This is a genomic window from Azotobacter chroococcum (genome assembly GCF_004339665.1).
Taxonomy (GTDB): domain Bacteria; phylum Pseudomonadota; class Gammaproteobacteria; order Pseudomonadales; family Pseudomonadaceae; genus Azotobacter; species Azotobacter chroococcum.
Genome location: NZ_SMMU01000005.1, coordinates 151,106 through 173,518, shown reverse-complemented (window position 1 = coordinate 173,518; position 22,413 = coordinate 151,106). Strand labels below are relative to the sequence as shown.

Genomic DNA, 22,413 nt, shown 5'->3' with positions numbered 1-22,413 from the left:
TCTACAGCTGCGGCTTGGCGGCCGGCGGCTCGCTCTTCGGCAGGCCGGGCACGTGCAGGCCGCGTTCGGCGATGCGCGAGCCTTCCATCTGCGGCTGGGTCACCCAGGTGAGGATGTCGTAGTAGCGGCGGATGTTGGCGACGAAGTGCACCGGCTCGCCACCGCGGGCATAGCCGTAGCGGGTCTTGCTGTACCACTTCTTTTCCGACAGGCGCGGCAGCATCTTCTTCACGTCCAGCCACTTGTCGGGGTTCAGGCCGGCGGCCTTGGTCAGCTTGCGGGCGTCGTCCAGGTGGCCGCTGCCGACGTTGTAGGCCGCCAGGGCGAACCAGCTGCGGTCGGGCTCCTGGATGCTCTCCGGCAGCCCCTGGTGGACGTGGACGAAGTACTTGGCGCCGCCGTGGATGCTCTGCTTGGGGTCGAGGCGGTTGGCCACGCCCATCGCTTCGGCGGTGCGCTGGGTGAGCATCATCAGGCCGCGGACCCCGGTCTTGGAGGTGGCGCTCGGCTGCCACTGGGATTCCTGGTAGCCGATGGCGGCCAGCAGGCGCCAGTCGACCCCCTGCTTCTTCGCCGCCGCGCGAAAGTGCTGTTCGTAGCGCGGCAGGCGCTGCTGCAGGTGCTTGGCGAAGGTATAGGCGCCGACATAGCCGAGCACCTCGACATGCCCGTAGTAGCGCTCCTTCAGCTGCTGCAGGATGCCCTTCTTCTGGGCCTGGGCGAGGAAGGCGTCGACCTTCTCCAGCAGGCTGCGATCACTGCCGGCGGCCACCGCCCAGCTCAATGCGCGGGCATCGCCCAGGTCGAAGGCCACGCGCACGTTGGGGAAGTACACCTGGTTCATCGCCAGCTCGTTGGAGTCGACCAGGGTCAAATCGATCTGCCCCTCGTCGACCATGTGCAACAGGTCGGCGATTTCCAGCTCGGCGGTTTCTTCATATTTCAGCTCCGGCAACTGCTGCTTGATCTCCGCCAGCTGGTCGGCATGGCTGCTGCCCTTGAGCACCAGGATGCGCTTGCCGACCAGGTCCTGCGGACGGGTGGGGCGGCGCTGACCATTGCGGTAGACGACCTGCGGGGTGACCTCCATGTAGGGGCGGGAGAACAGCGCCAGGTGGCTGTGCGCCAGGCTGGGGATCAGGCCGGGGGTGGCCAGCTCTGGGCCGTTGGGCTGGTTGAGCAGGACGAAGATGGCATCGAGGTTGTCCGCGGTTTCGATCTGCAGGCCGACGCCCAGGTCGTCGGCGAAGCGCTTGACCAGTTCGTATTCGAAGCCGGTTTCGCCGTTGCGGTCCTGGAAGTAGGTGGCCGGGCTGTTGCGGGTGACGACCCGCAGCACGCCCTCCTCCTGCACGCGCTGGAGGGTCGACGGCCGGGGAGACTCGCTGCAACCCATCAGCATCAGGAAAAGTAAGGTCGGCAACAGCCGGCGGTGGGCGCGGCGCCCGCGGAGCGCGGTTCGGTCGGTCATGGCCGTAGTATACGCAATTCGACAGGCCAGTGGCGCAGCCGCCGGCGGGCTGCCGGACGCGGCCCTGCTGGGCGCCCGGCCGGCCGCGTCCTTAGCGTCCGGCGCCTCCATGGAGTAGAATGGACCGCTTCCAAGCTCCCCCTTCGAGGCTGTTCCGACGATGTTGATCCTGCGCGGCGCTCCCGCCCTTTCTACCTTCCGTCACGGCAAGCTGCTCGATCAGTTGACCCAGAAGGTCCCCGCCGTCGGCGGGCTGTATGCCGAGTTCGCCCACTTCGCCGAGGTGAGCGCCGCCCTTTCCGGCGACGAGGAGAGGGTGCTGGCCCGCCTGCTCGAGTACGGCCCCAGCGTGCCGGTGCAGGAGCCCGTCGGCCGGCTGTGTCTGGTCCTGCCGCGCTTCGGCACCATCTCGCCCTGGTCGAGCAAGGCCACCGACATCGCCCGCAACTGCGGCCTGGCCAAGATCGAGCGCCTCGAGCGCGGCATCGCCTACTACGTCGCCGGCGAGCTGTCCGAGAGCGACGTGCAGACCGTCGCTGCGGCGCTGCACGACCGCATGACCCAGTTGGTGCTGGACAGCCTGGAGCAAGCGGCCGGCCTGTTCAGCCACGCGCAGCCCAAGCCGCTGAGGGTGGTCGACGTGCTCGGTGGTGGGCGGGCGGCCCTGGAGCAGGCCAACCTGGCGCTGGGCCTGGCCCTGGCCGAGGATGAGATCGACTATCTGGTGAAGAGCTTCGGCGATCTGGGGCGCAATCCCCACGACATCGAGCTGATGATGTTCGCCCAGGCCAACTCAGAGCACTGCCGGCACAAGATCTTCAACGCCAGCTGGGACATCGACGGCGAGAGTCAGGACAAGTCGCTGTTCGGCATGATCAAGAACACCTACGAACTGCACCGCGAGGGCGTGCTGTCCGCCTACAAGGACAACGCCTCGGTGATCGAGGGCTTCACCGCCGGACGCTTCTTCCCGCAGCCGGGCAGCCACGAGTACGCCGCCCATCAGGAGCCGGTGCACATCCTGATGAAGGTGGAGACCCACAACCACCCGACCGCCATCGCTCCGTTCCCCGGCGCCTCCACCGGCTCCGGCGGCGAGATCCGCGACGAGGGCGCCACCGGCCGCGGCGCCAAGCCCAAGGCCGGCCTGGTCGGCTTCACCGTCTCCAACCTGCAGATCCCCGGCTTCGAGCAGCCGTGGGAGAAGGCCTACGGCAAGCCCGAGCGCATCGTCAGCGCGCTGGACATCATGATCGAGGGCCCGCTGGGCGGCGCCGCGTTCAACAACGAATTCGGCCGTCCGGCCCTGACCGGCTACTTCCGCACCTTCGAGCAGGCCATCGACACCCCGCGTGGCGAGGAAGTGCGCGGCTACCACAAGCCGATCATGCTCGCCGGCGGCCTGGGCAACATCCGCGCCGAGCACGTGCAGAAGGGCGAGATCTCGGTCGGCGGCAAGCTGATCGTGCTCGGCGGCCCGGCCATGCTGATCGGCCTGGGCGGCGGTGCCGCCTCGTCGATGGCCACCGGTGCCAGCTCGGCCGACCTGGACTTCGCCTCGGTGCAGCGCGAGAACCCGGAAATGGAACGCCGCTGCCAGGAGGTCATCGACCGCTGCTGGCAGATGGGCGACAAGAACCCGATCAAGTTCATCCACGACGTCGGTGCCGGCGGCCTGTCCAACGCCCTGCCGGAGCTGATCAACGACGGCGGCCGCGGCGGCCGCTTCGAGCTGCGCAACGTGCCCAACGACGAGCCGGGCATGAGCCCGCTGGAAATTTGGTGCAACGAGTCGCAGGAGCGCTACGTGCTCAGCGTCGACGCCGCCGACTTCGAGACCTTCAAGGCCATCTGCGAGCGCGAGCGCTGCCCGTTCGCGGTGGTCGGCGAGGCCACCGAGGAGCGCCAGCTCACCGTGCATGACGAGCACTTCGGCAACAACCCGGTGGACATGCCGCTCGAGGTGCTGCTCGGCAAGCCGCCGCGCATGCACCGTTCGGTGAGCCGCGAGACCGAGCTGGGCGACGACTTCAGCGCCGCCGGCCTCGAGCTGGGCGAGGCGGTCGAGCGCGTGCTGCGCCACCCGGCGGTGGCCAGCAAGAGCTTCCTGATCACCATCGGCGACCGCTCGATCACCGGCCTGGTGGCCCGCGACCAGTTCGTCGGCCCGTGGCAGGTGCCGGTGGCCGACTGCGCCGTCACCGCCACCGCCTTCGACGTCTACACCGGCGAAGCCATGGCGATGGGCGAACGCACCCCGCTGGCCCTGCTCGACGCCCCGGCCTCCGGGCGCATGGCCATCGGCGAGACCCTCACCAACCTGGCGGCAGCGAGCATCGCGCGGCTCTCCGACATCAAGCTGTCGGCCAACTGGATGGCCGCCGCCGGCCACCCGGGCGAGGACGCGCGCCTGTACGACACCGTGAAGGCGGTCGGCATGGAGCTGTGCCCGGCGCTCGGCATCACCATTCCGGTGGGCAAGGACTCCATGTCGATGAAGACCCGCTGGCAGGAGGCTGGCGAGGACAAGAGCGTCACCGCGCCGCTGTCGCTGATCGTCTCCGGCTTCGCCCCGGTGCAGGACGTGCGCAAGACCCTGACCCCGCAGCTGCGCCTCGACAAGGGCGAGACCGATCTGGTGCTGATCGACCTGGGCCGCGGGCGGAACCGCCTGGGTGGCTCGATCCTCGCCCAGGTGTACGGCCGGCTCGGCCGCGAGGTGCCGGACGTCGATGACGCCGAGGACCTCAAGGCCTTCTTCGCGGTGATCCAGGGGCTGAATGCCGACGGCCATCTGCTGGCCTACCACGACCGCTCCGACGGCGGCCTGCTCGCCACCGTGCTGGAGATGGCCTTCGCCGGCCACTGCGGCCTGAACCTCTGTCTCGATGGCCTGGCCGACAGTCGCGACGAACTGGCCGGTGTGCTGTTCAGCGAGGAGCTGGGGGCGGTGATCCAGGTACGCCAGGACGCCACCCCGGAAGTACTGGCGCAGTTCAGCGCTGCCGGTCTGGACGACTGCGTGGCGGTGATCGGCCGGCCGCTCAATGGTGCCGAGGTGACCGTCAGCTTCAACGGCGAGGCGGTGTTCGCCGCCGAGCGCCGCGTGCTGCAGCGCCAGTGGAGCGAGACCAGCTACCAGATCCAGCGCCTGCGCGACAACGCCGAGTGCGCCGATCAGGAGTTCGACGCCATTCTCGAGGAGGACAACCCCGGACTGTCGGTGAAGCTCTCCTTCGACGTCGAGCAGGATATCGCCGCTCCTTATATCAAGCGGGGTGTGCGCCCGCAGGTGGCCATCCTCCGCGAGCAGGGCGTCAACGGCCAGGTGGAGATGGCGGCGGCCTTCGACCGCGCCGGCTTCGCCGCGATCGACGTGCACATGAGCGACATCCTCGCCGGGCGCGTCGATCTCGCCGAATTCAAGGGGCTGGCGGCCTGCGGCGGCTTCTCCTACGGCGACGTGCTCGGCGCCGGCGAGGGCTGGGCCAAGTCGATCCTGTTCAACAGCCGTGCCCGTGATGCCTTCCAGGCCTTCTTCGAGCGCAAGGACAGCTTCGCCCTCGGCGTGTGCAACGGCTGCCAGATGATGTCCAACCTGCACGAGCTGATCCCCGGCAGCGAATTCTGGCCGCACTTCGTGCGCAACCGCTCGGAACAGTTCGAGGCGCGGGTGGCCATGGTGCAGGTGCAGGAGTCGGCCTCGATCTTCCTGCAGGGCATGGCCGGCTCGCGCCTGCCGATCGCCATCGCCCATGGCGAAGGGCATGCCGAGTTCGAGAGCGAGGAGGCCTTGCTCGAGGCCGACCTGTCCGGCTGCGTGGCGCTGCGCTTCGTCGACAACCACGGCAAGGTCACCGAACGCTATCCGGCCAACCCCAACGGCTCGCCGCGGGGGATCACCGGGCTGTCCAGCCGCGACGGCCGAGTGACCATCATGATGCCGCACCCGGAGCGGGTGTTCCGCGCCGTGCAGAACTCCTGGCATCCGGAGGCCTGGCAGGAGGACGCCGGCTGGCTGCGAATGTTCCGCAACGCCCGGGTCTGGGTGGACTGACCGGACGGTGTTTTTTCGGGGGCGCCGACGCTCGCCCCTTTCCATCACGGGAGACGCTGGCCGGGCGCGTCGCGATGCCGGGCCTGCCTCGCCTTCGGGAGATTCCGATGTACAAGCTGTGCTTTTACGTACCGGAGAGTCATGTGGAAGCGGTCAAGGATGCCGTGTTTGCCGCCGGAGGCGGGCGTATCGGCGCTTACGACAGTTGCTGCTGGCAAGCCTTGGGGCAGGGACAGTACCGCCCGCTCGAGGGCAGCCAGCCGTACCAGGGGCAGGTCGGCAAGCTGGAGCAGGTGGCCGAGTGGAAGGTGGAAATGGTGGTCGCCGACGAGCGCATTCATGATGCCGTCAAGGCGCTGAAAAAGGCCCATCCCTACGAGACGCCGGCCTTCGAGGTCTGGCGGCTGTCCGACATGCAGTTCTGATCCGTCCGGACGAGAGAAGCCCCAGCCCGTCGCTGACGAGTCGGGGCTTTTGGTCTTTCGGGATCAGGGGCGGATTTCGATCAGGGTGCCGTCCCTGACCAGGCTCCAGACCTCGCGCATGTCGTCGTTGCGCATGGCGATGCAGCCCTCGGTCCAGTCGAGCCCGTGGAAGTACCATTCGGGATAGTGCTCGTCCAGTGGCGTGCCATGGAGCATGATCATGCTGCCGGGCGACACGCCTTCGGCGCGGGCGCGGGCCTGGTCGCGGACGTTGGGGTAGGAAATGTGCATGGACAGGTTGAACTTGTCGCTGGCCTTGCGCCAGTCGAGCCAGTAGAGGCCTTCCGGGGTGCGTTGGTCGCCTTCGCGCAGCTTGGGGCCTCTGGGCTGCTTGCCCAGGGAAACCTTGTAGGACTTGAGCGGCTGCCCTTTGCTGAGCAGGTGCAGCTTGCGCTCGGATTTCACCACCAGCACCTTGTCGACGACTCGTCCATCGCCGGCAACGGGCACGCTGGCCTGCGAGAGGCCGGCAAGAAACAGGCAAAGGAATGCAAGCAACCAGCGCATCGAAAGTTCCCTATCAGCGATCAGGATTGTTCCAGGGGGTTCGTCAGGAGTGTGTGCAAGGGCGCAAGCGGTTCGTTGCGCACCGGGTAGAACTGCCGAACCCGGTCCTTGAAGAAATATTCTAGGGTATGACCGACCGTCGGAAAAGCCAGCTCTGGCCAGGGGATGTCAGCTTCATCAAAGAGACGCACCTCAAGGCTCTCCGCGCCGGCGGCAAAGTCGGCAGCGACCAGGCGGGCGCGGAAGAATACATGCACCTGCTGGATGTGTGGTAGATCGAACAGGGTATACAGCGCGAGTCCTTCGACGCGCGCGCAGGCCTCCTCCAGGGTTTCCCGGGCCGCTGCCTGCTCCATGGTTTCGTCGTTCTCCATGAACCCGCCGGGCAGCGTCCAGAAGCCGCGGCGCGGTTCGATGGCCCGCCGGCACAGCAGGAGCTGCCCGTCCCAGAGCGGCAGGCAGCCGGCGACTATCCGGGGGTTCTGGTAATGCACGGTGTGGCAGGCGGGACAGACGAAGCGCGGACGATGGTCGCCGCTGGGTATCTGCCAGTTCAGCGAGCTGCCGCATTGGCTGCAGAATTTCATGGGGGCTTTCCCGAGCATTGGTTGTCGGCCGCCGCCGACGCCGCGGGTGGAGCGAGGCTTGGGCGGGCTGTGCGGTTCGTGTCATGATGTTTTCATGGAGTAAAGATAGAGAATGACGATGCAGGAAGATCTACTCCGACGCGTGCGCAGCTATTCGCCCCGGCTCCTGGAGTCCGCTGGGCGTTTTTCCGAAGCGGCGGTGCTGATGCCGATCACCCGCAGCGACGAGCCCGAGCTGGTGCTGACCCTGCGCGCCAGCGGCTTGTCCACCCACGGCGGCGAAGTGGCCTTTCCCGGCGGGCGCCGCGATCCGGAAGATCTCGATCTGGTCCGCACCGCCCTGCGCGAGGCGGAGGAGGAGATCGGCCTGCCGCCGGGGCTGGTCGAGGTGGTGGGGCCGCTCAGCCAGCTGGTGTCGCGTCACGGCATCCAGGTCACCCCGTACGTGGCGCTGGTGCCCGACTACGTCGAATACCGGCCCAACGATGGCGAGATCGCCGCGCTCTTCTCGGTGCCCCTGGCGTTCTTCTGCGAAGATCCTCGAGAAACCACCCACCGCATCGATCACGAGGGGCGCAGCTACTATGTGCCCTGTTACCGCTATGGCCCGTACAAGATCTGGGGGCTGACGGCGATGATGGTGGTCGAGCTGGTGAATCTGTTGTTCGATGCAGGCATCGAAACCGGACATCAGCCGGCGAGCTTCGTCGAGCTGAGCTGAGGATGTGACAATGACGCCTCCTGCCGCCGCGTGCCCGGTGCGTGGCGAAGGTCGTGATTTCGCGGTTAAAGACTGATGAACGACGAACGACCCGTCCCTTCGCCCTGTGTGCAGTTGTGCGCCCTGGACGAGCATGATGTCTGCCTCGCCTGCCAGCGTACGGTGGATGAAATCAGATGCTGGCGACGATTGGACAATTTTGAACGTCGCCAGATACTGGCATTGTGCGCCGAACGGGCCCGCGCCAAGGGCCTGATCGCGTAGATTGCACCTGTTCGTGCCTCCGGGCGTGGGCAGGTCCCCTCATGTTGAAGGAAAATCCATGTCCCGTATTGGAACTCCGCTGTCGCCGAGCGCGACCCGTGTATTGCTCTGTGGCTCAGGCGAGCTGGGCAAGGAAGTGGTGATCGAGCTGCAGCGTTTCGGTGTGGAGGTGATCGCCGTGGATCGTTATGCCGATGCTCCGGCCATGCAGGTCGCCCATCGCAGTCACGTGATCAACATGCTCGATGGTGCCGCCCTGCGCGCGGTGATCGAGCAGGAGCGACCGCACTACATCGTGCCGGAAATCGAAGCCATCGCCACCGCGACCCTGCTCGAGCTGGAGCGCGAGGGCTTTACGGTGATTCCCAGCGCGCGTGCGGCCCATCTGACCATGAACCGCGAGGGTATCCGCCGTTTGGCCGCGGAAGAGCTGGGGTTGCCGACCTCGCCCTACCGGTTCGCCGACAGCTTCGAGGAGTACCGTGCGGCGGCGGAAGCGCTCGGCTTCCCCTGCGTGGTCAAGCCGATCATGAGTTCCTCCGGCAAGGGGCAGAGCCTGCTGAAAGGGCCGGAGCAGCTGCAGGCTGCCTGGGACTATGCCCAGGAGGGCGGGCGTGCCGGCAAGGGGCGGGTGATCGTCGAGGGATTCATCGACTTCGACTACGAAATCACCCTGCTCACCGTGCGCCATGCAGGCGGTACCACCTTCTGCGCGCCCATCGGTCACCGCCAGGAGAAGGGCGACTATCAGGAGTCCTGGCAGCCGCAGGCGATGACCGCCGCGGCGCAGGCCGAGTCCGAGCGCATCGCCAGGACGGTCACCGAGGCGCTGGGCGGGCGCGGGCTGTTCGGCGTCGAGCTGTTCGTCAAGGGCGACCGGGTCTGGTTCAGCGAGGTTTCGCCGCGTCCCCACGACACCGGGCTGGTGACGCTGATTTCCCAGGATCTCTCCGAGTTTGCCCTGCACGCACGGGCCATTCTCGGCCTGCCGATCCCGGCGATCCGCCAGTTCGGGCCGGCCGCCTCGGCGGTGATCCTGGTCGAGGGCAACTCCCGCGAGGTGAGCTTCGCCAATCTGGGTGCGGCGCTCGCCGAGCCGGATACGGCACTGCGCCTGTTCGGCAAGCCGGAAGTGGCAGGGCAGCGGCGGATGGGCGTGGCCCTGGCGCGGGACGCTTCGGTGGAGGCTGCACGGCAGAAGGCAACGCACGCCGCGCAGGCGGTCGAGGTGCTGCTGTAACGGCTCCAGGCGGCCCGCGGGGCCGCCTTCCCGTCATTCGGTCGTCGGTGTCGACGAAGGCTGCGCTTCGGCCTCCCAGATGCGCACGTTTTTCACCCGGTTCCCCGTCGTTTCGAGGATCTCCAGGCGATAGGCGCCGATGCTCAGGCAGACCCCGCACTCGGGCATGCTTTGCAGGGCTTCGGTGATCAGTCCGTTGAGGGTCCGCGGGCCGTCGCTCGGCAGCTGCCAGCCGAGCACCTTGTTCACTTCGCGTATGTGGGCGGCGCCATCGATGATCTGGGCGCCGTCTTCCTGCGGCTGGATGTCCGGACCGAGCAGGCTGTCGCGGTTGGTGAACTCGCCGACGATCTCCTCCAGGATGTCCTCGAGGGTGACGATGCCCTGCACGTCGCCGTATTCGTCGACCACTATGGCGATGCGCCGCTTCTGCTGCTGGAAATGGATCAACTGGGTGGCCAGCGGCGTGTTCTCCGGGACGAAGTAGGGTTCCTGGCAGGCCTCGCGCAGATTCTCCTTGGTCAACTGGTCCCGGGTGAGCAGGCGGGCGATGTGGCGCATGTGCACCACGCCCTCGATCTGGTTGATGTCTCCGCGGAACACCGGGAGGCGTGTGTGCGAAGTGCTGCGCAGCTGGTCGACGATGGCTTCCAGCGTATCGTCCAGATCGATGCCGACGACCTCGTTGCGCGGGATCATGATGTCGTTGACGCTGACCCTCTCCAGATCGAGGATCCCGAGCAGCATGCCCTGCCGGTTCAACGGCAGCGCTTCGCCGGACTCGTGGAGCATGCTGCGCAGCTCCTCGCTGGTCAGGCTCTCGCTGCCCTGGCTGTGCGGGGCGATGCCGACCAGGCGGAGCAGACCGTTGCTGATCCAGCCGAGCAGGACTACCAGCGGGTAGAGGATCTTCTGCAGCTGTGCCAGCGGCAGACTGAAAGGGTAGGCCACCATTTCCGGGCGTACGGCGGCCAGGGTCTTGGGGGTGATCTCGCCGAAGATCAGCAGGGCGAGGGTCAGGCCGAGGGTGGCGATGGCGATGCCGGCCTCGCCCCACAGGCGCGTGGCCAGCACGGTGGCGATGGCGGAGGCGAGGATGTTGACGAAGTTGTTGCCGATCAGGATGGTGCCGAGCAGGCGGTCGGGACGTTTAAGGAGCGCATTGGCGCGCTGGGCGCCGCGATGCCCCTCACTGGCGCGGTGACGCAGGCGATAGCGGTTGAGGCTGAGCAGACCTGTTTCGGCGCTGGAGAAGAACGCCGAGCACAGCAGCAGAAAAATCAGCAGTCCGATCAGGTAACCGGGATGCAGGGCGTCCATGGGTGGTCCGGGGTGTGCGCGGGAGAGTGGACGAGGCATGCCTCCTGCCGGCCTGCCTGCTGGCTGGGACTGCCCTTGCGTCGGGCGGCCTTTCGGGATGGAGCGCTAGACATGCAGGATGAATTCGCGGACCAGCTTGCTGCCGAAGTAGGCGAGCATGAGCAGGCAGAAGCCGCTCAGAGTCCAGCGGATCGCCGTGTGCCCGCGCCAGCCGAGCCGGTGGCGGCCGACCAGCAGGGCGGCGAAGACCAGCCAGGCCAGGCAGGCGAGCAGGGTCTTGTGCACCAGATGCTGGGCGAACAGGTCGTCGAGGAACAGCCAGCCGGAGATCAGCGACAGCGAGAGCAGTCCCCAGCCGGCCCAGAGAAAGCTGAACAGCAGGCTCTCCATGGTCTGCAGCGGCGGGAAGTTGCGGGTCAGGCCGGAGGGATGCTTGTGCTTCAGCTGGTGATCCTGCAACAGCAGCAGCAGGGACTGGAACATGGCGATGGTGAGCATGCCGTAGGCGAGGATCGACAGCAGGATATGGGCGAGAATCCCGGGGTCCTCGTCGATTCCCTGCAGGGTGCCGACCGGCATGAACTGGGCCAGCAGCACGGTGAGTGCGCTCAGCGGCAGCAGCAGCAGCAACAGGTTCTCCACCGGCATGTAGCAGCTGGCGAGCAGGGTCAGGGCGATCACCGAGGCGGCAACCAGGCTGGAGGCATTGAAGAAGTGCAGGGTCAGGCCGTTCGGCCCCAGCAGTTGCGGAACCAGGCTGATGCCGTGGGCGATCAGGGCCAGGATGCCCAGCAGGAGCAGCAGGCGCTTGTCCGGCAGGCTGCGTCTGGCCAAGCGCACGCCTTGGTAGAGCGTGGCGGAGGCGTATAGACCGGCGGCGGCGAGGCTGGGCAGCAGTGGGTGCATGAGTCCGTGTCTGGCAGGTCCTAAAGCCCGGAGTGTGGCATATAACGGGCTTCTCACGAAAGACCGCCAGCGGTGTCGGCTCCAAGTGCCTTCGTTTATAATTGTCGGCCCGCTGCAAGCCCACCCCAGGCTCTTCAGAGCCCGAAAGGAACGCGCATGTTCGAAAACCTTACCGATCGCCTTTCCCAGACCCTTCGCCATGTCACCGGCAAGGCCAAGCTGACCGAGGACAACATCAAGGACACCCTGCGCGAGGTGCGCATGGCCCTGCTCGAGGCCGATGTCGCGCTGCCGGTGGTCAAGGAGTTCGTCAATCGGATCAAGGAGCGTGCCGTCGGCACCGAGGTCTCGAAGAGCCTGACCCCGGGGCAGGCCTTCGTGAAGATCGTCCGCGCCGAACTGGAAGAGTTGATGGGGGCGGCCAACGAGGATCTGGCGCTGAATACGGCGCCACCGGCGGTGGTGCTGATGGCCGGCCTGCAGGGGGCGGGCAAGACCACTACCGTGGGCAAGCTGGCGCGCTTCCTCAAGGAGCGCCGCAAGAAGTCGGTCCTGGTGGTTTCCGCCGACATCTATCGTCCGGCAGCGATCAAGCAGCTGGAAACTCTGGCCGGGGAGGTCGGCGTCACCTTCTTTCCGTCCGATGCCAGCCAGAAGCCAGTGGACATCGCCCAGGCGGCGATCCGCGAGGCCCGGCTCAAGTTCATCGATGTGGTGCTGCTGGATACCGCCGGTCGCCTGCACGTCGATGCCGAGATGATGGAGGAGATCAGGCTCCTGCATGCCGCCGTCAAACCGGTCGAGACCCTCTTCGTGGTCGATGCGATGACCGGCCAGGATGCCGCCAACACCGCCAAGGCCTTCGGCGACGCCCTGCCGCTGACCGGCGTGGTGCTGACCAAGGTGGATGGCGATGCGCGCGGCGGCGCGGCCCTGTCGGTCCGCTACATCACCGGCAAGCCGATCAAGTTCATCGGCATGGGTGAGAAGAGCGAGGCGCTGGAGCCCTTCCATCCGGACCGCATGGCCTCGCGCATCCTCGGCATGGGCGACGTGCTCAGCCTGATCGAGGAGGCCGAGCACAAGCTCGATCGCGAGAAGGCCGAGAAGCTCACCAGCAAGCTGAAGAAGGGCAAGGGCTTCGATCTGGAGGACTTCCGCGACCAGTTGCAGCAGATGAAGAACATGGGCGGGCTCGGCGGGCTGATGGACAAGTTGCCGGCCATCGGCGGCATCAACCTGGCGCAGATGGGCAATGCCCAGGGTGTGGCGGAGAAGCAGTTTATGCAGATGGAGGCGATCATCAACTCCATGACTCCGGCCGAGCGTCGCGATCCGGACATGATCAGTGGTTCGCGCAAGCGCCGCATCGCCCTCGGCTCCGGCACCCAGGTGCAGGATGTCGGCCGGCTAATCAAGCAGCACAAGCAGATGCAGAAGATGATGAAGAAGTTCAGTGCCAAGGGGGGCATGGCCAAGATGATGCGCGGCATGAGCGGCATGTTCCCGGGCGGCCGGCTTCCCAAGGTCTAGTGGCCGGTTTGGCCGGCCCGGTTGCCCCGCCGGTTCCTGGGGCCCTGGGCGGTTCGGGGCGAGGTTCGTCGGCCGTCTGGTGAAAAGCCGTTTGCAAAACGCTGCATAACCTTTAGAATCTGCGGCCTTTCGGGCCATGAGCCCAGTATGCAATCTGGTTTTGCAGCACCGACTACAGGAACGATGTTCACATGGTAACCATCCGTCTTGCCCGTGGCGGCTCCAAGAAGCGCCCCTTCTACCACCTGACCGTGACCAACAGCCGCAACGCCCGCGACGGTCGTTTCGTCGAGCGCATCGGCTTCTTCAATCCGGTCGCCTCGGGTGCCGAAGTCAAGCTGTCCGTGGATCAGGAGCGTGCCACCTACTGGCTGAGCCAGGGCGCCCAGCCGTCCGAGCGCGTTGCCCAGCTGCTCAAGGAAGCGGCCAAGGCGACTGCCTGAGTTCGCTATGGACACGACGCCTGCATCCGCCGATGAGCTGATCGTTCTCGGCAAGATCACTTCGGTGCACGGCGTCCGCGGGGAAGTGAAGGTCTATTCCTTCACCGATCCGATCGACAACCTGCTCGACTATCGTCGCTGGACGCTCAGGCGCGGCGATGAGTGGCGGCAGGCAGAGCTGGTCGGGGGCCGCCTGCAGGGCAGGGTCCTGGTAGCCAAGCTGAGGGGGGTCGATGATCGCGACGAGGCGCGCGCCTTGGCGGACTTCGAAATTCTCATTCCCCTCGCTCAGCTGCCCCGGCTGGATGAAGGCGAGTACTACTGGCATCAGCTTGAAGGCTTGCGGGTAATCGACCAGGCGGGCCGCTTGCTCGGCAGGGTCGACCATCTGCTGGAAACCGGCGCCAACGATGTGCTGGTGGTCAGGGCCTGTGCTGGCAGTCTGGATGATCGCGAGCGCCTGCTGCCCTATACGGAGCAGTGCGTGCTGCGGGTGGATCTGGCCGCCGGTGAGATGCAGGTGGACTGGGATGCGGATTTCTGAGCATGCAAGTCGAAGTCATCAGCATCTTTCCGGAGATGTTTGCCGCCATCCGTGATTTCGGCATAACCAGCCGCGCGGTCAAGCAAGGGCTGCTCAGGCTCAACTGCTGGAATCCCCGGAGCTTCACGGAGGACCGCCACCAGACGGTGGATGATCGTCCGTTCGGCGGCGGCCCGGGCATGGTCATGAAGATTCAACCCCTGGAGCGTGCGCTGGCTGCTGCCAGGGAGGCCGTCGGGGGGCGGGCGAAGGTGATCTACCTGTCGCCGCAGGGCCGCCAGCTGAAGCAGCAGGCGGTGCGCGAGCTGGCGCGGGAGGAGGCTCTGATCCTCATCGCTGGTCGTTACGAGGGCATCGACGAGCGCTTCATCGAAGCGCACGTGGATGAGGAATGGTCGATCGGCGACTACGTCCTGTCCGGCGGCGAGCTGCCGGCCATGGTGCTGATCGATGCGGTTACGCGGTTGTTGCCCGGTGCGCTGGGGCATTCCGATTCAGCCGAGGAGGACTCGTTCACCGACGGCCTGCTCGACTGCCCGCACTACACCCGACCGGAGGTGTATGAGGGTAAAGGTGTTCCTGAGGTGCTGCTCAGCGGCAATCACGAGCACATCCGGCGCTGGCGCTTGCAGCAGTCCCTTGGGCGGACCTGGGAGCGCCGTGCCGATCTTCTGGATAGCCGCTCGCTTTCTGGAGAAGAGCAAAAGCTGTTGGCGGAATACCTTCGCCAGCGGGACGATAGTTGACGTATCGATGGCAGGCCAGGGGTCTGTCTCAGGAGCACTCAGATGACCAACAAGATCATTCAGCAGCTCGAAGCCGAGCAGATGAGCAAAGAGATTCCGGCCTTCGCCCCGGGCGATACCGTGATCGTGCAGGTTAAGGTGAAGGAAGGCGAGCGCCAGCGTCTGCAGGCTTTCGAGGGCGTGGTCATCGGCAAGCGCAACCGCGGCCTGAACAGCGCCTTCACCGTGCGCAAGATCTCCAGCGGTGTGGGCGTCGAGCGTACCTTCCAGACCTACAGCCCGCTGGTCGACAGCATTTCCGTCAAGCGTCGCGGTGACGTGCGCAAGGCCAAGCTGTATTATCTTCGCGACCTGTCCGGCAAAGCGGCACGTATCAAGGAAAAGCTCTCCTGATCAGCGCTTTTCACCTCGAAAAAGCAGCCGAAAGGCTGCTTTTTCGTTTGTGCGGCGTTGTGTGGCACGTAGTCCTGCCTTGCCGCGCACAAAGGCAACATCCCGCCAGTGGCAGCCACCTATTTTTATCAGGAAGTAGTGGCATGACCCCTAGAGAGCAAGAAATCCAGCGTCGGATCGCGTCATCCGAAACCCGCATCACCAAAGTGGTCTTTCCGTTCACCACTAACCACCACAACACCCTGTTCGGCGGCACCGCGCTGGGCTGGATGGACGAAATCTCGTTCATCCCCGCGACGCGCTTCCGCCGTCTGCCGCCCGTCACGGTCTCTTCGGACCGGGTCGATTTCAAGCATCCGATTCCAGGCGGCTCAATCGTCGAACGGGTCGGTCGGGTGGTGAAGGTCGGCAACACCAGTTGCAAGGTCGAGGGAGAGATCTTCGTCGAAGGCATGTGTTGCGGCAGCCGCAAGAAGGCGATCACCGGCGTCTTCAGCTTCGTCGCCATCGACGAGGACAGGCGGCCGCGGGCGATACTGCCCGATTTCCCCATGGAAAAGGACGAGGCAGCCTGATTGGACTGCCGCTGCCAGCGGGCCGCCGCTGGCGGCTCTTCTCTGTCCGTCTTGTTGGCAAGGAGCAGCATGACCGCCGTCGAGCATCCACAGATCGAGCGTTTTCTCGAGGTCCTCTGGCTGGAGAAGGGCCTGTCGGCGCATACCCGGGCGGCCTATCGCAGCGACCTCGAGCTGTTCAACGGCTGGCTGCGCGAGCGCGGTCTGGAACTGATCGGGGTGGGGCGCGAGCTGATCCTCGATCATCTGGCCTGGCGGGTCGATGCCGGTTACAAGGCCCGCTCCACGGCGCGCTTCCTCTCCGGTCTGCGCGGCTTCTTCCGCTACCTGCTGCGCGAGGGGGTGATCGCCAGCGATCCGACCCTGCAGGTGGATCTGCCGCAACTGGGCCGTCCCCTGCCCAAGTCCCTCTCCGAAACCGATGTCGAGGCGCTGCTGGCTGCTCCGGAAAGCGACGACCCGCTCGGCCTGCGCGACCGGGCCATGCTCGAGGTGCTGTATGCCTGCGGCCTGCGCGTCAGCGAGCTGGTCGGCCTGCGCCTGGAGCAACTGAACCTGCGCCAGGGCGTGGTGCGGGTGTTCGGCAAGGGCAGCAAGGAGCGCCTGGTGCCGCTGGGTGAGGAGGCCATCGTCTGGCTCGAGCGCTATCTGGCCGAGGGCCGGTCGCTGTTGCTGGGTGGCCGGCCGAGCGACGTGCTCTTTCCCAGCCTGCGCGGCGAGCAGATGACCCGGCAGACCTTCTGGCACCGCATCAAGCATCACGCCCGGGTGGCGGGGATCGACAAGAGCCTGTCGCCGCACACCCTGCGCCATGCCTTCGCTACCCATCTGCTCAACCACGGCGCCGACCTGCGCGTGGTGCAGATGCTCCTCGGCCACAGCGACCTGTCGACCACCCAGATCTACACTCACATCGCCCGGGCACGCCTGCAGGAGCTGCACGCGCGGCATCATCCACGCGGCTGAATAGACCGTTCGGCGTGTCCCGCCTGTGATAGGCTCTGCCCATTCGCACCATCCCATCCCTCCGGAGTATCCATGCGCGTTTCCTCCCTTTTCGCCGTCGCGGCGCTCGGCCTGGCAAGCACTCTGGCCCTGGCTGCCGATCCCGACCAGGCCATTCGCAAGGCCCTGCAGCAGATGCAGCCGGGGCTGCCGATCGAGTCCATTGCCGAAAGTCCGATGGCAGGGCTCTACCAGGTCCAGTTGAAGGGTGGGCGGATGCTCTATGCCAGTGCCGATGGTCAGTTCGTCATGCAGGGCTACCTGTATCAGCTCAAGGGCGGCAAGCCGCTCAACCTCACCGAGAAGGCGGAAAGCCAGGCCGTGGCGAAGACCATCAATGGCATTCCGGCCAGCGAGATGGTGATCTTCGCGCCCAAGGAGCCGAAGACCCACATCACCGTCTTCACCGACACCGACTGTGGCTACTGCCAGAAGCTGCACAGCGAGGTGCCGGAGCTTAACCGGCTCGGTGTCGAGGTGCGCTACGTGGCCTTCCCGCGCCAGGGCGTCGGCTCCCATGGCTATGGGGACCTGGTCAGCGTCTGGTGCGCCAAGGACCGCCAGGCGGCGATGAACAAGGCCAAGGCGCGCGAGAAGGTGCCGGCGGCCACCTGCGACAACCCGGTCGCCAGGCAGTTCGAGCTGGGCCAGATGGTCGGCGTGCAGGGCACCCCCGCCGTGGTGCTGGCCAACGGGCAGATGATCCCAGGCTACCAGCCGGCGCCGCAACTGGCCAAGCAGGCGCTGGCCGCCCAGGCGACCAACTGACCGTGCAGCCGTCGGGTCGCGCCGCCGGCGCCCTGCGGGCGGTGCGCCAATTGACTAAAGGCTGAGTGCTTCGTAATGTGCGGCTCTTTTCTCTGCGCCCGGGGCATGCCCGGTCGTTTTCTGCGGTGAGGATGGGGAGTTTCAGCGTGAAACCGGTCAAAGTAGGCATCTGTGGACTGGGTACCGTCGGTGGCGGCACCTTCAATGTGCTCAAACGCAATGCTGAGGAGATCGCCCGCCGTGCCGGGCGCGAAATCGAGATTGCCCAGATCGCCATGCGCAGCGCCAACCCGAAATGCGATATCGCCGGCACCCCCATCGCCGCCGATGTTTTCGAGCTGGTCGACAATCCGCAGATCGAGGTCGTCGTCGAGCTGATCGGTGGTTGCGGCCTGGCCCGCGAGCTGGTGCTCAAGGCCATCGACAATGGCAAGCACGTGGTCACCGCGAACAAGGCGCTGATCGCCGTGCATGGCGACGAGATCTTCGCCAAGGCCCGCGAGAAGGGCGTGATCGTCGCCTTCGAGGCGGCGGTGGCCGGCGGCATCCCGGTGATCAAGGCCATTCGCGAGGGGCTGGCCGGCAACCGCATCAACTGGGTGGCCGGCATCATCAACGGCACCGGCAACTTCATCCTCAGCGAAATGCGCGAGAAGGGCCGGGCCTTTGCCGACGTGCTCAAGGAAGCCCAGGCGCTGGGTTATGCCGAGGCCGATCCGACCTTCGACGTGGAAGGCATCGATGCCGCCCACAAGCTGACCATCCTCGCCTCGATCGCCTTCGGCATCCCGCTGCAGTTCGACAAGGCCTACACCGAAGGCATCTCCAGGCTGACCAGCGCCGACGTCAACTATGCCGAGGCGCTGGGCTATCGCATCAAGCATCTGGGCATCGCCCGGCGCACCAGCGAGGGCTTCGAGCTGCGCGTGCATCCGACACTGATCCCCGCCGAACGCCTGATCGCCAACGTCAACGGCGTGATGAACGCGGTGATGGTCAACGGCGACGCGGTCGGTTCGACCCTGTTCTGCGGCGCCGGCGCCGGTATGGAGCCGACCGCCTCGGCGGTGGTGGCCGATCTGGTGGACGTGGTTCGCGCCATGACCTCCGACCCGGAGAACCGCGTGCCGCACCTGGCCTTCCAGCCCGATGCGCTGTCCGCCCACCCGATCCTGCCGATTGCCGCCTGCGAGAGTGCCTACTACCTGCGCATCCAGGCCAAGGACCATCCGGGCGTGCTGGCCCAGGTGGCGAGCATCCTCTCCGAGCGCGGCATCAACATCGAATCCATCATGCAGAAGGAAGCCGAGGAGCACGACGGCCTGGTGCCGATGATCCTGGTCACCCACCGGGTCCGGGAGCGTTGCATCGACGAGGCCATCGCTGCCATGGAGGCGCTCGAGGGCGTGGTCGGCAAGGTCGTCCGCATCCGCGTCGAACAGCTCAACTAATCCGCTACAAGCCGCCCGCCGCCCGCCGCCAGTGCCCACGTCGCTGCGGCCTGGGGCCTGCGGCCCGAACCGAAGGTTTGCACACATGCGCTACATCAGCACCCGCGGCCAGGCGCCGGCCCTGAATTTCGAAGACGTGCTGCTGGCCGGCCTCGCCAGCGACGGCGGTCTCTACGTGCCGGAAAACCTGCCGCGCTTCACCGTCGAGGAAATCGCCTCCTGGTCCGGCCTGCCGTACCACGAGCTGGCCTTCCGTGTGATGCGCCCGTTCGTCGCCGGCAGCATCGCGGACGCCGACTTCAAGCGGATTCTGGAAGAAACCTACGGCGTGTTCGCCCACAAGGCGGTCGCCCCGCTGACCCAGCTGGGCGCCAACGAGTGGGTGCTCGAGCTGTTCCAGGGACCGACCCTGGCGTTCAAGGACTTCGCCCTGCAGCTGCTCGGCCGCCTGCTCGACCACGTGCTGACCAGGCGCAACGAGCGCGTGGTGATCATGGGCGCCACCTCCGGCGACACCGGCTCGGCCGCCATCGAAGGCTGCAAGGCCTGCGACAACGTCGACATCTTCATCATGCACCCGCACAACCGCGTGTCCGAGGTGCAGCGCCGGCAGATGACCACCATCCTCGGCGACAACATCCACAACATCGCCATCGAAGGCAACTTCGACGACTGCCAGGAGATGGTCAAGGCCAGCTTCGCCGACCAGGGCTTCCTCAAGGGCACCCGGCTGGTGGCGGTCAACTCGATCAACTGGGCGCGGATCATGGCCCAGATCGTCTACTACTTCCACGCCGCCCTGCAGCTCGGCGCGCCGCACCGCTCGGTGGCCTTCTCGGTGCCGACCGGCAACTTCGGCGACATCTTCGCCGGCTATCTGGCGCGCAACATGGGCCTGCCGGTCAACCAGCTGATCGTCGCCACCAACCGCAACGACATCCTGCACCGCTTCATGTCCGGCAACCGCTACGACAAGGACACCCTGCACCCGTCGCTGTCGCCGTCGATGGACATCATGGTGTCATCCAACTTCGAGCGCCTGCTGTTCGATCTGCACGGCCGCAACGGCGCCGCCGTGAGCGCGCTGATGGACAGCTTCAAGGCCACCGGCAAGCTGACGGTGGAGGACGAGCGCTGGACCGAGGCGCGCCGCCTGTTCGACTCGCTGGCGGTGGATGACGAAGGCACCTGCGCCACCATCGCCGAGGTGCACGGCGAGACCGGCTATCTGCTCGACCCGCACACCGCGATCGGCGTCAAGGCCGCCCGCGAATGCCGCCGCAGCCTGGCCCTGCCGATGGTGATCCTCGGCACCGCCCATCCGGTCAAGTTCCCGGAAGCGGTGGAGAAGGCCGGCATCGGCGCAGCTCCGCAGCTGCCGGCACACCTGGCCGACCTGTTCCAGCGCGCAGAGCGCTGCACCGTGCTGCCCAACGACCTCAAGGCGGTACAGGCCTTCGTCGGCCAGCACGGCAACCGCGGCAAGCCGCTGTGAGGCGTGCCGCTGGCCACTGAAGCGCGCTGACGCTCGAGCTACGAAGCCGCCTCCCGGCAGGGAGGCGGCTTTTTTCTTTCATATTCCCTCCGTAGCCTGTTCTGTGCATCGCGGGCCGGTCATGGCGACCGCTCGCGGGTCTCTCTGCTTTCCATGAGCGCCGTGCCCCGATGCCTGGAGAACAGGCCGGGCGGAAACTTTCCGCGTGCTGGCAAGTCATTTGCAGGCTGTAAGCAGCCTTCTCATCACCTGAGGTGTTTGGATATGGAGAGCACGCGTGCGTTGCTGGTCGAGGCGCTGGCGCCTTACAAGATCGATATAGGAGCGGTTCGCCCGGATGGAAGTCGGCTGCTGACCCTGCACAATGGAGCAGGCGAGATCCTGATCGAGCGTCTGCTCCGTCCGGTGCAATTGATGGACAAGTGGTTGCTCATCGATGTGGTGGATGGTCTCCATCGCGACCTGCGCATCCTCGAAGGGCGTCTCTCGCCCAAGGTGATCGCGGCGCTGGAGCGGGGGCAGTGCGCTCGGCAGAGCGCCGTGTTCTGAGCCCTGCGAGCGACGAAAGGCCCCGCGACGACTGCGGGGCCTTTCGTTTGGGGCCCCGGACAGGGCAATGCCGGAGGTCAGACCGCTCCGTTTTCGCGCAGGGCGGCGATCCGCTCTGCACTGTAACCGAGCGCTTGCAGCAGCTCGGCCGTGTGCTCGCCCAGCGCCGGCCCCACCCAGTCCGCCGAGCCGGGCGTGTCCGACAGCTTGGGCACGATGCCGGGCATCTTGAACTGCTTGCCGTCCGGCAGGCGGGCGGAGAGGAACATCTCGCGGGCGAGAAACTGCGGGTCGGCGACCATGTCTTCCACCGAATAGATGCGGCTGGCCGGTACCTCGGCGCGGTTGAGCAGGGCCATGGCCTGGTCTGCCGGCAGGGACGCGGCCCAGCGGTCGATCACCCCGTAGAGTTCGTCGCGGCACGCATCGCGGCCGGCGTTGTCGGCGAGCGTCGGGTCGTCGGCCAGATCAATGCGGCCGATGGCCCGCATGAAGCGCCGGAAGATCGCATCGCCGTTGGCGCCGATCTGCAGATGGCGGCCGTCGGCGCAGGTGTGGATGGAGGAGGGGGTGATGCCGGGCATGATGTTGCCGCTGCGCTCGCGGATGAAGCCGAACACGTCGAACTCCGGCACCAGGCTTTCCATCATGGCAAACACCGCCTCGTAGAGCGCCACGTCCACCACCTGGCCCTGGCCGCCGCCGACCTCGCGATGGCGCAGCGCCATGAGCGCGCCGATCACCCCCCAGAGCGCGGCGATGGAGTCGCCGATGGAGATGCCGGTGCGCACCGGCGGACGGTCCTCGAAACCGGTGATGTAGCGCAGGCCGCCCATCGACTCGCCGACCGCGCCGAAGCCCGGCTGCTCCTTCAGCGGCCCGCTCTGGCCGAAGCCGGACAGGCGCACCATCACCAGCTTCGGGTTGAGTTCATGCAGTACCTCCCAGCCGAGGCCGAGCTTCTCCAGCACGCCGGGACGGAAGTTCTCGATCAGGATGTCCGCATCGGCCAAGAGCTGCCTGAGGATCGCCAGGCCGTCCGGATGCTTGAGGTTGAGGGTGAGCGACTTCTTGTTGCGCGCCTGGACGAACCACCACAGTGAGGTGCCCTCGTAGAGCTTGCGCCACTTGCGCAGCGGATCGCCGCCGTCGGGTGATTCGACCTTGATCACCTCGGCGCCGAACTCCGCGCAGAGGCGCGCAGCGAAGGGGCCGGCGATCAGACTGCCGAGTTCGATCACCTTGAGGCCGGCGAGAGGTTTGGCTGGGCTGGGCATGGCGTGGGGTCCGTCGGGCTGGCGATGGCGGCGACTCTACCCCGTGCCGCCGGACCCGAACAGTCCGGGCGTGGCA

Annotated in this window: 22 protein-coding genes; 16 read left to right on the top strand and 6 right to left on the bottom strand. The window is 66.3% G+C overall.

What is annotated here, in order from left to right; all coding sequences use genetic code 11:
* Position 1: 1 nt before the first annotated feature.
* Positions 2-1,471, bottom strand: coding sequence for a membrane-bound lytic murein transglycosylase MltF (gene mltF, locus EV691_RS07095; RefSeq protein ID WP_131301439.1), 1,470 nt, complete (start codon positions 1,469-1,471; stop codon positions 2-4).
* Between the two features lie 160 nt (positions 1,472-1,631).
* Here mltF and purL point away from each other — a divergent pair, with 160 nt between their 5' ends.
* Positions 1,632-5,528, top strand: a complete 3,897-nt coding sequence (gene purL, locus EV691_RS07090) for a phosphoribosylformylglycinamidine synthase (RefSeq protein ID WP_131301437.1) — start codon at positions 1,632-1,634, stop codon at positions 5,526-5,528.
* A 107-nt stretch (positions 5,529-5,635) separates the two neighbouring features.
* A complete protein-coding gene (locus tag EV691_RS07085; protein WP_131301436.1) occupies positions 5,636-5,953 on the top strand; it encodes a YqfO family protein in 318 nt (105 codons plus the stop codon).
* A gap of 63 nt (positions 5,954-6,016) precedes the next feature.
* Here EV691_RS07085 and EV691_RS07080 read toward each other — a convergent pair whose 3' ends face one another.
* On the bottom strand, positions 6,017-6,520 hold the full coding sequence (locus tag EV691_RS07080; RefSeq protein ID WP_089168955.1) for a L,D-transpeptidase family protein: 504 nt from the start codon (positions 6,518-6,520) through the stop codon (positions 6,017-6,019).
* Positions 6,521-6,540: 20 nt separating this feature from the next.
* Positions 6,541-7,107 (bottom strand): NUDIX hydrolase, encoded by a 567-nt coding sequence (locus EV691_RS07075; protein ID WP_131301434.1) that lies wholly within the window; start codon positions 7,105-7,107, stop codon positions 6,541-6,543.
* Positions 7,108-7,225: 118 nt separating this feature from the next.
* On the opposite strand from EV691_RS07075, the gene EV691_RS07070 reads away from it, so the two are divergent.
* From EV691_RS07070 to purT, 3 genes are all read left to right on the top strand, one after another.
* The gene (locus EV691_RS07070) at positions 7,226-7,828 is read left to right on the top strand and encodes a CoA pyrophosphatase (RefSeq protein WP_131301484.1); all 603 of its coding nucleotides are present in this window, start codon (positions 7,226-7,228) and stop codon (positions 7,826-7,828) included.
* Between the two features lie 75 nt (positions 7,829-7,903).
* Positions 7,904-8,092, top strand: a complete 189-nt coding sequence (locus EV691_RS07065) for a DUF1289 domain-containing protein (protein WP_377802330.1) — start codon at positions 7,904-7,906, stop codon at positions 8,090-8,092.
* Positions 8,093-8,150: 58 nt separating this feature from the next.
* Positions 8,151-9,332, top strand: coding sequence for a formate-dependent phosphoribosylglycinamide formyltransferase (gene purT, locus EV691_RS07060; RefSeq protein WP_131301430.1), 1,182 nt, complete (start codon positions 8,151-8,153; stop codon positions 9,330-9,332).
* A gap of 33 nt (positions 9,333-9,365) precedes the next feature.
* Here purT and EV691_RS07055 read toward each other — a convergent pair whose 3' ends face one another.
* Together EV691_RS07055 and EV691_RS07050 are read right to left on the bottom strand one after the other, a co-directional pair.
* On the bottom strand, positions 9,366-10,652 hold the full coding sequence (locus tag EV691_RS07055) for an HlyC/CorC family transporter (protein WP_131301428.1): 1,287 nt from the start codon (positions 10,650-10,652) through the stop codon (positions 9,366-9,368).
* Positions 10,653-10,757: 105 nt separating this feature from the next.
* The gene (locus tag EV691_RS07050; protein WP_089168949.1) at positions 10,758-11,558 is read right to left on the bottom strand and encodes a cytochrome C assembly family protein; all 801 of its coding nucleotides are present in this window, start codon (positions 11,556-11,558) and stop codon (positions 10,758-10,760) included.
* Positions 11,559-11,714: 156 nt separating this feature from the next.
* Here EV691_RS07050 and ffh point away from each other — a divergent pair, with 156 nt between their 5' ends.
* The 11 genes from ffh (at position 11,715) to EV691_RS06995 (ending at position 21,060) form a co-directional block, all read left to right on the top strand.
* A complete protein-coding gene (ffh, locus tag EV691_RS07045) occupies positions 11,715-13,091 on the top strand; it encodes a signal recognition particle protein (protein WP_131301426.1) in 1,377 nt (458 codons plus the stop codon).
* 191 nt (positions 13,092-13,282) lie between these two features.
* Positions 13,283-13,534 (top strand): 30S ribosomal protein S16, encoded by a 252-nt coding sequence (gene rpsP / locus EV691_RS07040; protein WP_131301424.1) that lies wholly within the window; start codon positions 13,283-13,285, stop codon positions 13,532-13,534.
* A gap of 7 nt (positions 13,535-13,541) precedes the next feature.
* Complete coding sequence (gene rimM / locus EV691_RS07035; RefSeq protein WP_089168946.1) at positions 13,542-14,078, top strand: ribosome maturation factor RimM; 537 nt, start codon at positions 13,542-13,544, stop codon at positions 14,076-14,078.
* 2 nt (positions 14,079-14,080) lie between these two features.
* Positions 14,081-14,824: a tRNA (guanosine(37)-N1)-methyltransferase TrmD gene (trmD, locus tag EV691_RS07030; protein WP_131301422.1), complete on the top strand. Its 744-nt coding sequence runs from the start codon at positions 14,081-14,083 to the stop codon at positions 14,822-14,824.
* 42 nt (positions 14,825-14,866) lie between these two features.
* Entirely contained in the window at positions 14,867-15,217 is a 351-nt protein-coding gene (gene rplS, locus EV691_RS07025) for a 50S ribosomal protein L19 (protein ID WP_131301420.1), read from the top strand.
* Between the two features lie 143 nt (positions 15,218-15,360).
* Complete coding sequence (locus tag EV691_RS07020; RefSeq protein ID WP_131301418.1) at positions 15,361-15,792, top strand: acyl-CoA thioesterase; 432 nt, start codon at positions 15,361-15,363, stop codon at positions 15,790-15,792.
* Between the two features lie 69 nt (positions 15,793-15,861).
* A complete protein-coding gene (gene xerD, locus EV691_RS07015; RefSeq protein ID WP_089168943.1) occupies positions 15,862-16,758 on the top strand; it encodes a site-specific tyrosine recombinase XerD in 897 nt (298 codons plus the stop codon).
* A 72-nt stretch (positions 16,759-16,830) separates the two neighbouring features.
* Positions 16,831-17,565, top strand: coding sequence for a disulfide isomerase DsbC N-terminal domain-containing protein (locus tag EV691_RS07010; RefSeq protein WP_089168942.1), 735 nt, complete (start codon positions 16,831-16,833; stop codon positions 17,563-17,565).
* 146 nt (positions 17,566-17,711) lie between these two features.
* Positions 17,712-19,016, top strand: coding sequence for a homoserine dehydrogenase (locus tag EV691_RS07005; protein WP_131301416.1), 1,305 nt, complete (start codon positions 17,712-17,714; stop codon positions 19,014-19,016).
* Between the two features lie 85 nt (positions 19,017-19,101).
* A complete protein-coding gene (gene thrC / locus EV691_RS07000; RefSeq protein ID WP_131301414.1) occupies positions 19,102-20,511 on the top strand; it encodes a threonine synthase in 1,410 nt (469 codons plus the stop codon).
* Between the two features lie 264 nt (positions 20,512-20,775).
* Positions 20,776-21,060 (top strand): DUF3509 domain-containing protein, encoded by a 285-nt coding sequence (locus tag EV691_RS06995; RefSeq protein WP_089168939.1) that lies wholly within the window; start codon positions 20,776-20,778, stop codon positions 21,058-21,060.
* A 77-nt stretch (positions 21,061-21,137) separates the two neighbouring features.
* On the opposite strand, the gene EV691_RS06990 is transcribed toward EV691_RS06995, so the two are convergent.
* On the bottom strand, positions 21,138-22,337 hold the full coding sequence (locus tag EV691_RS06990) for a CaiB/BaiF CoA transferase family protein (RefSeq protein WP_131301412.1): 1,200 nt from the start codon (positions 22,335-22,337) through the stop codon (positions 21,138-21,140).
* Between the last annotated feature and the right edge of the window lie 76 nt (positions 22,338-22,413).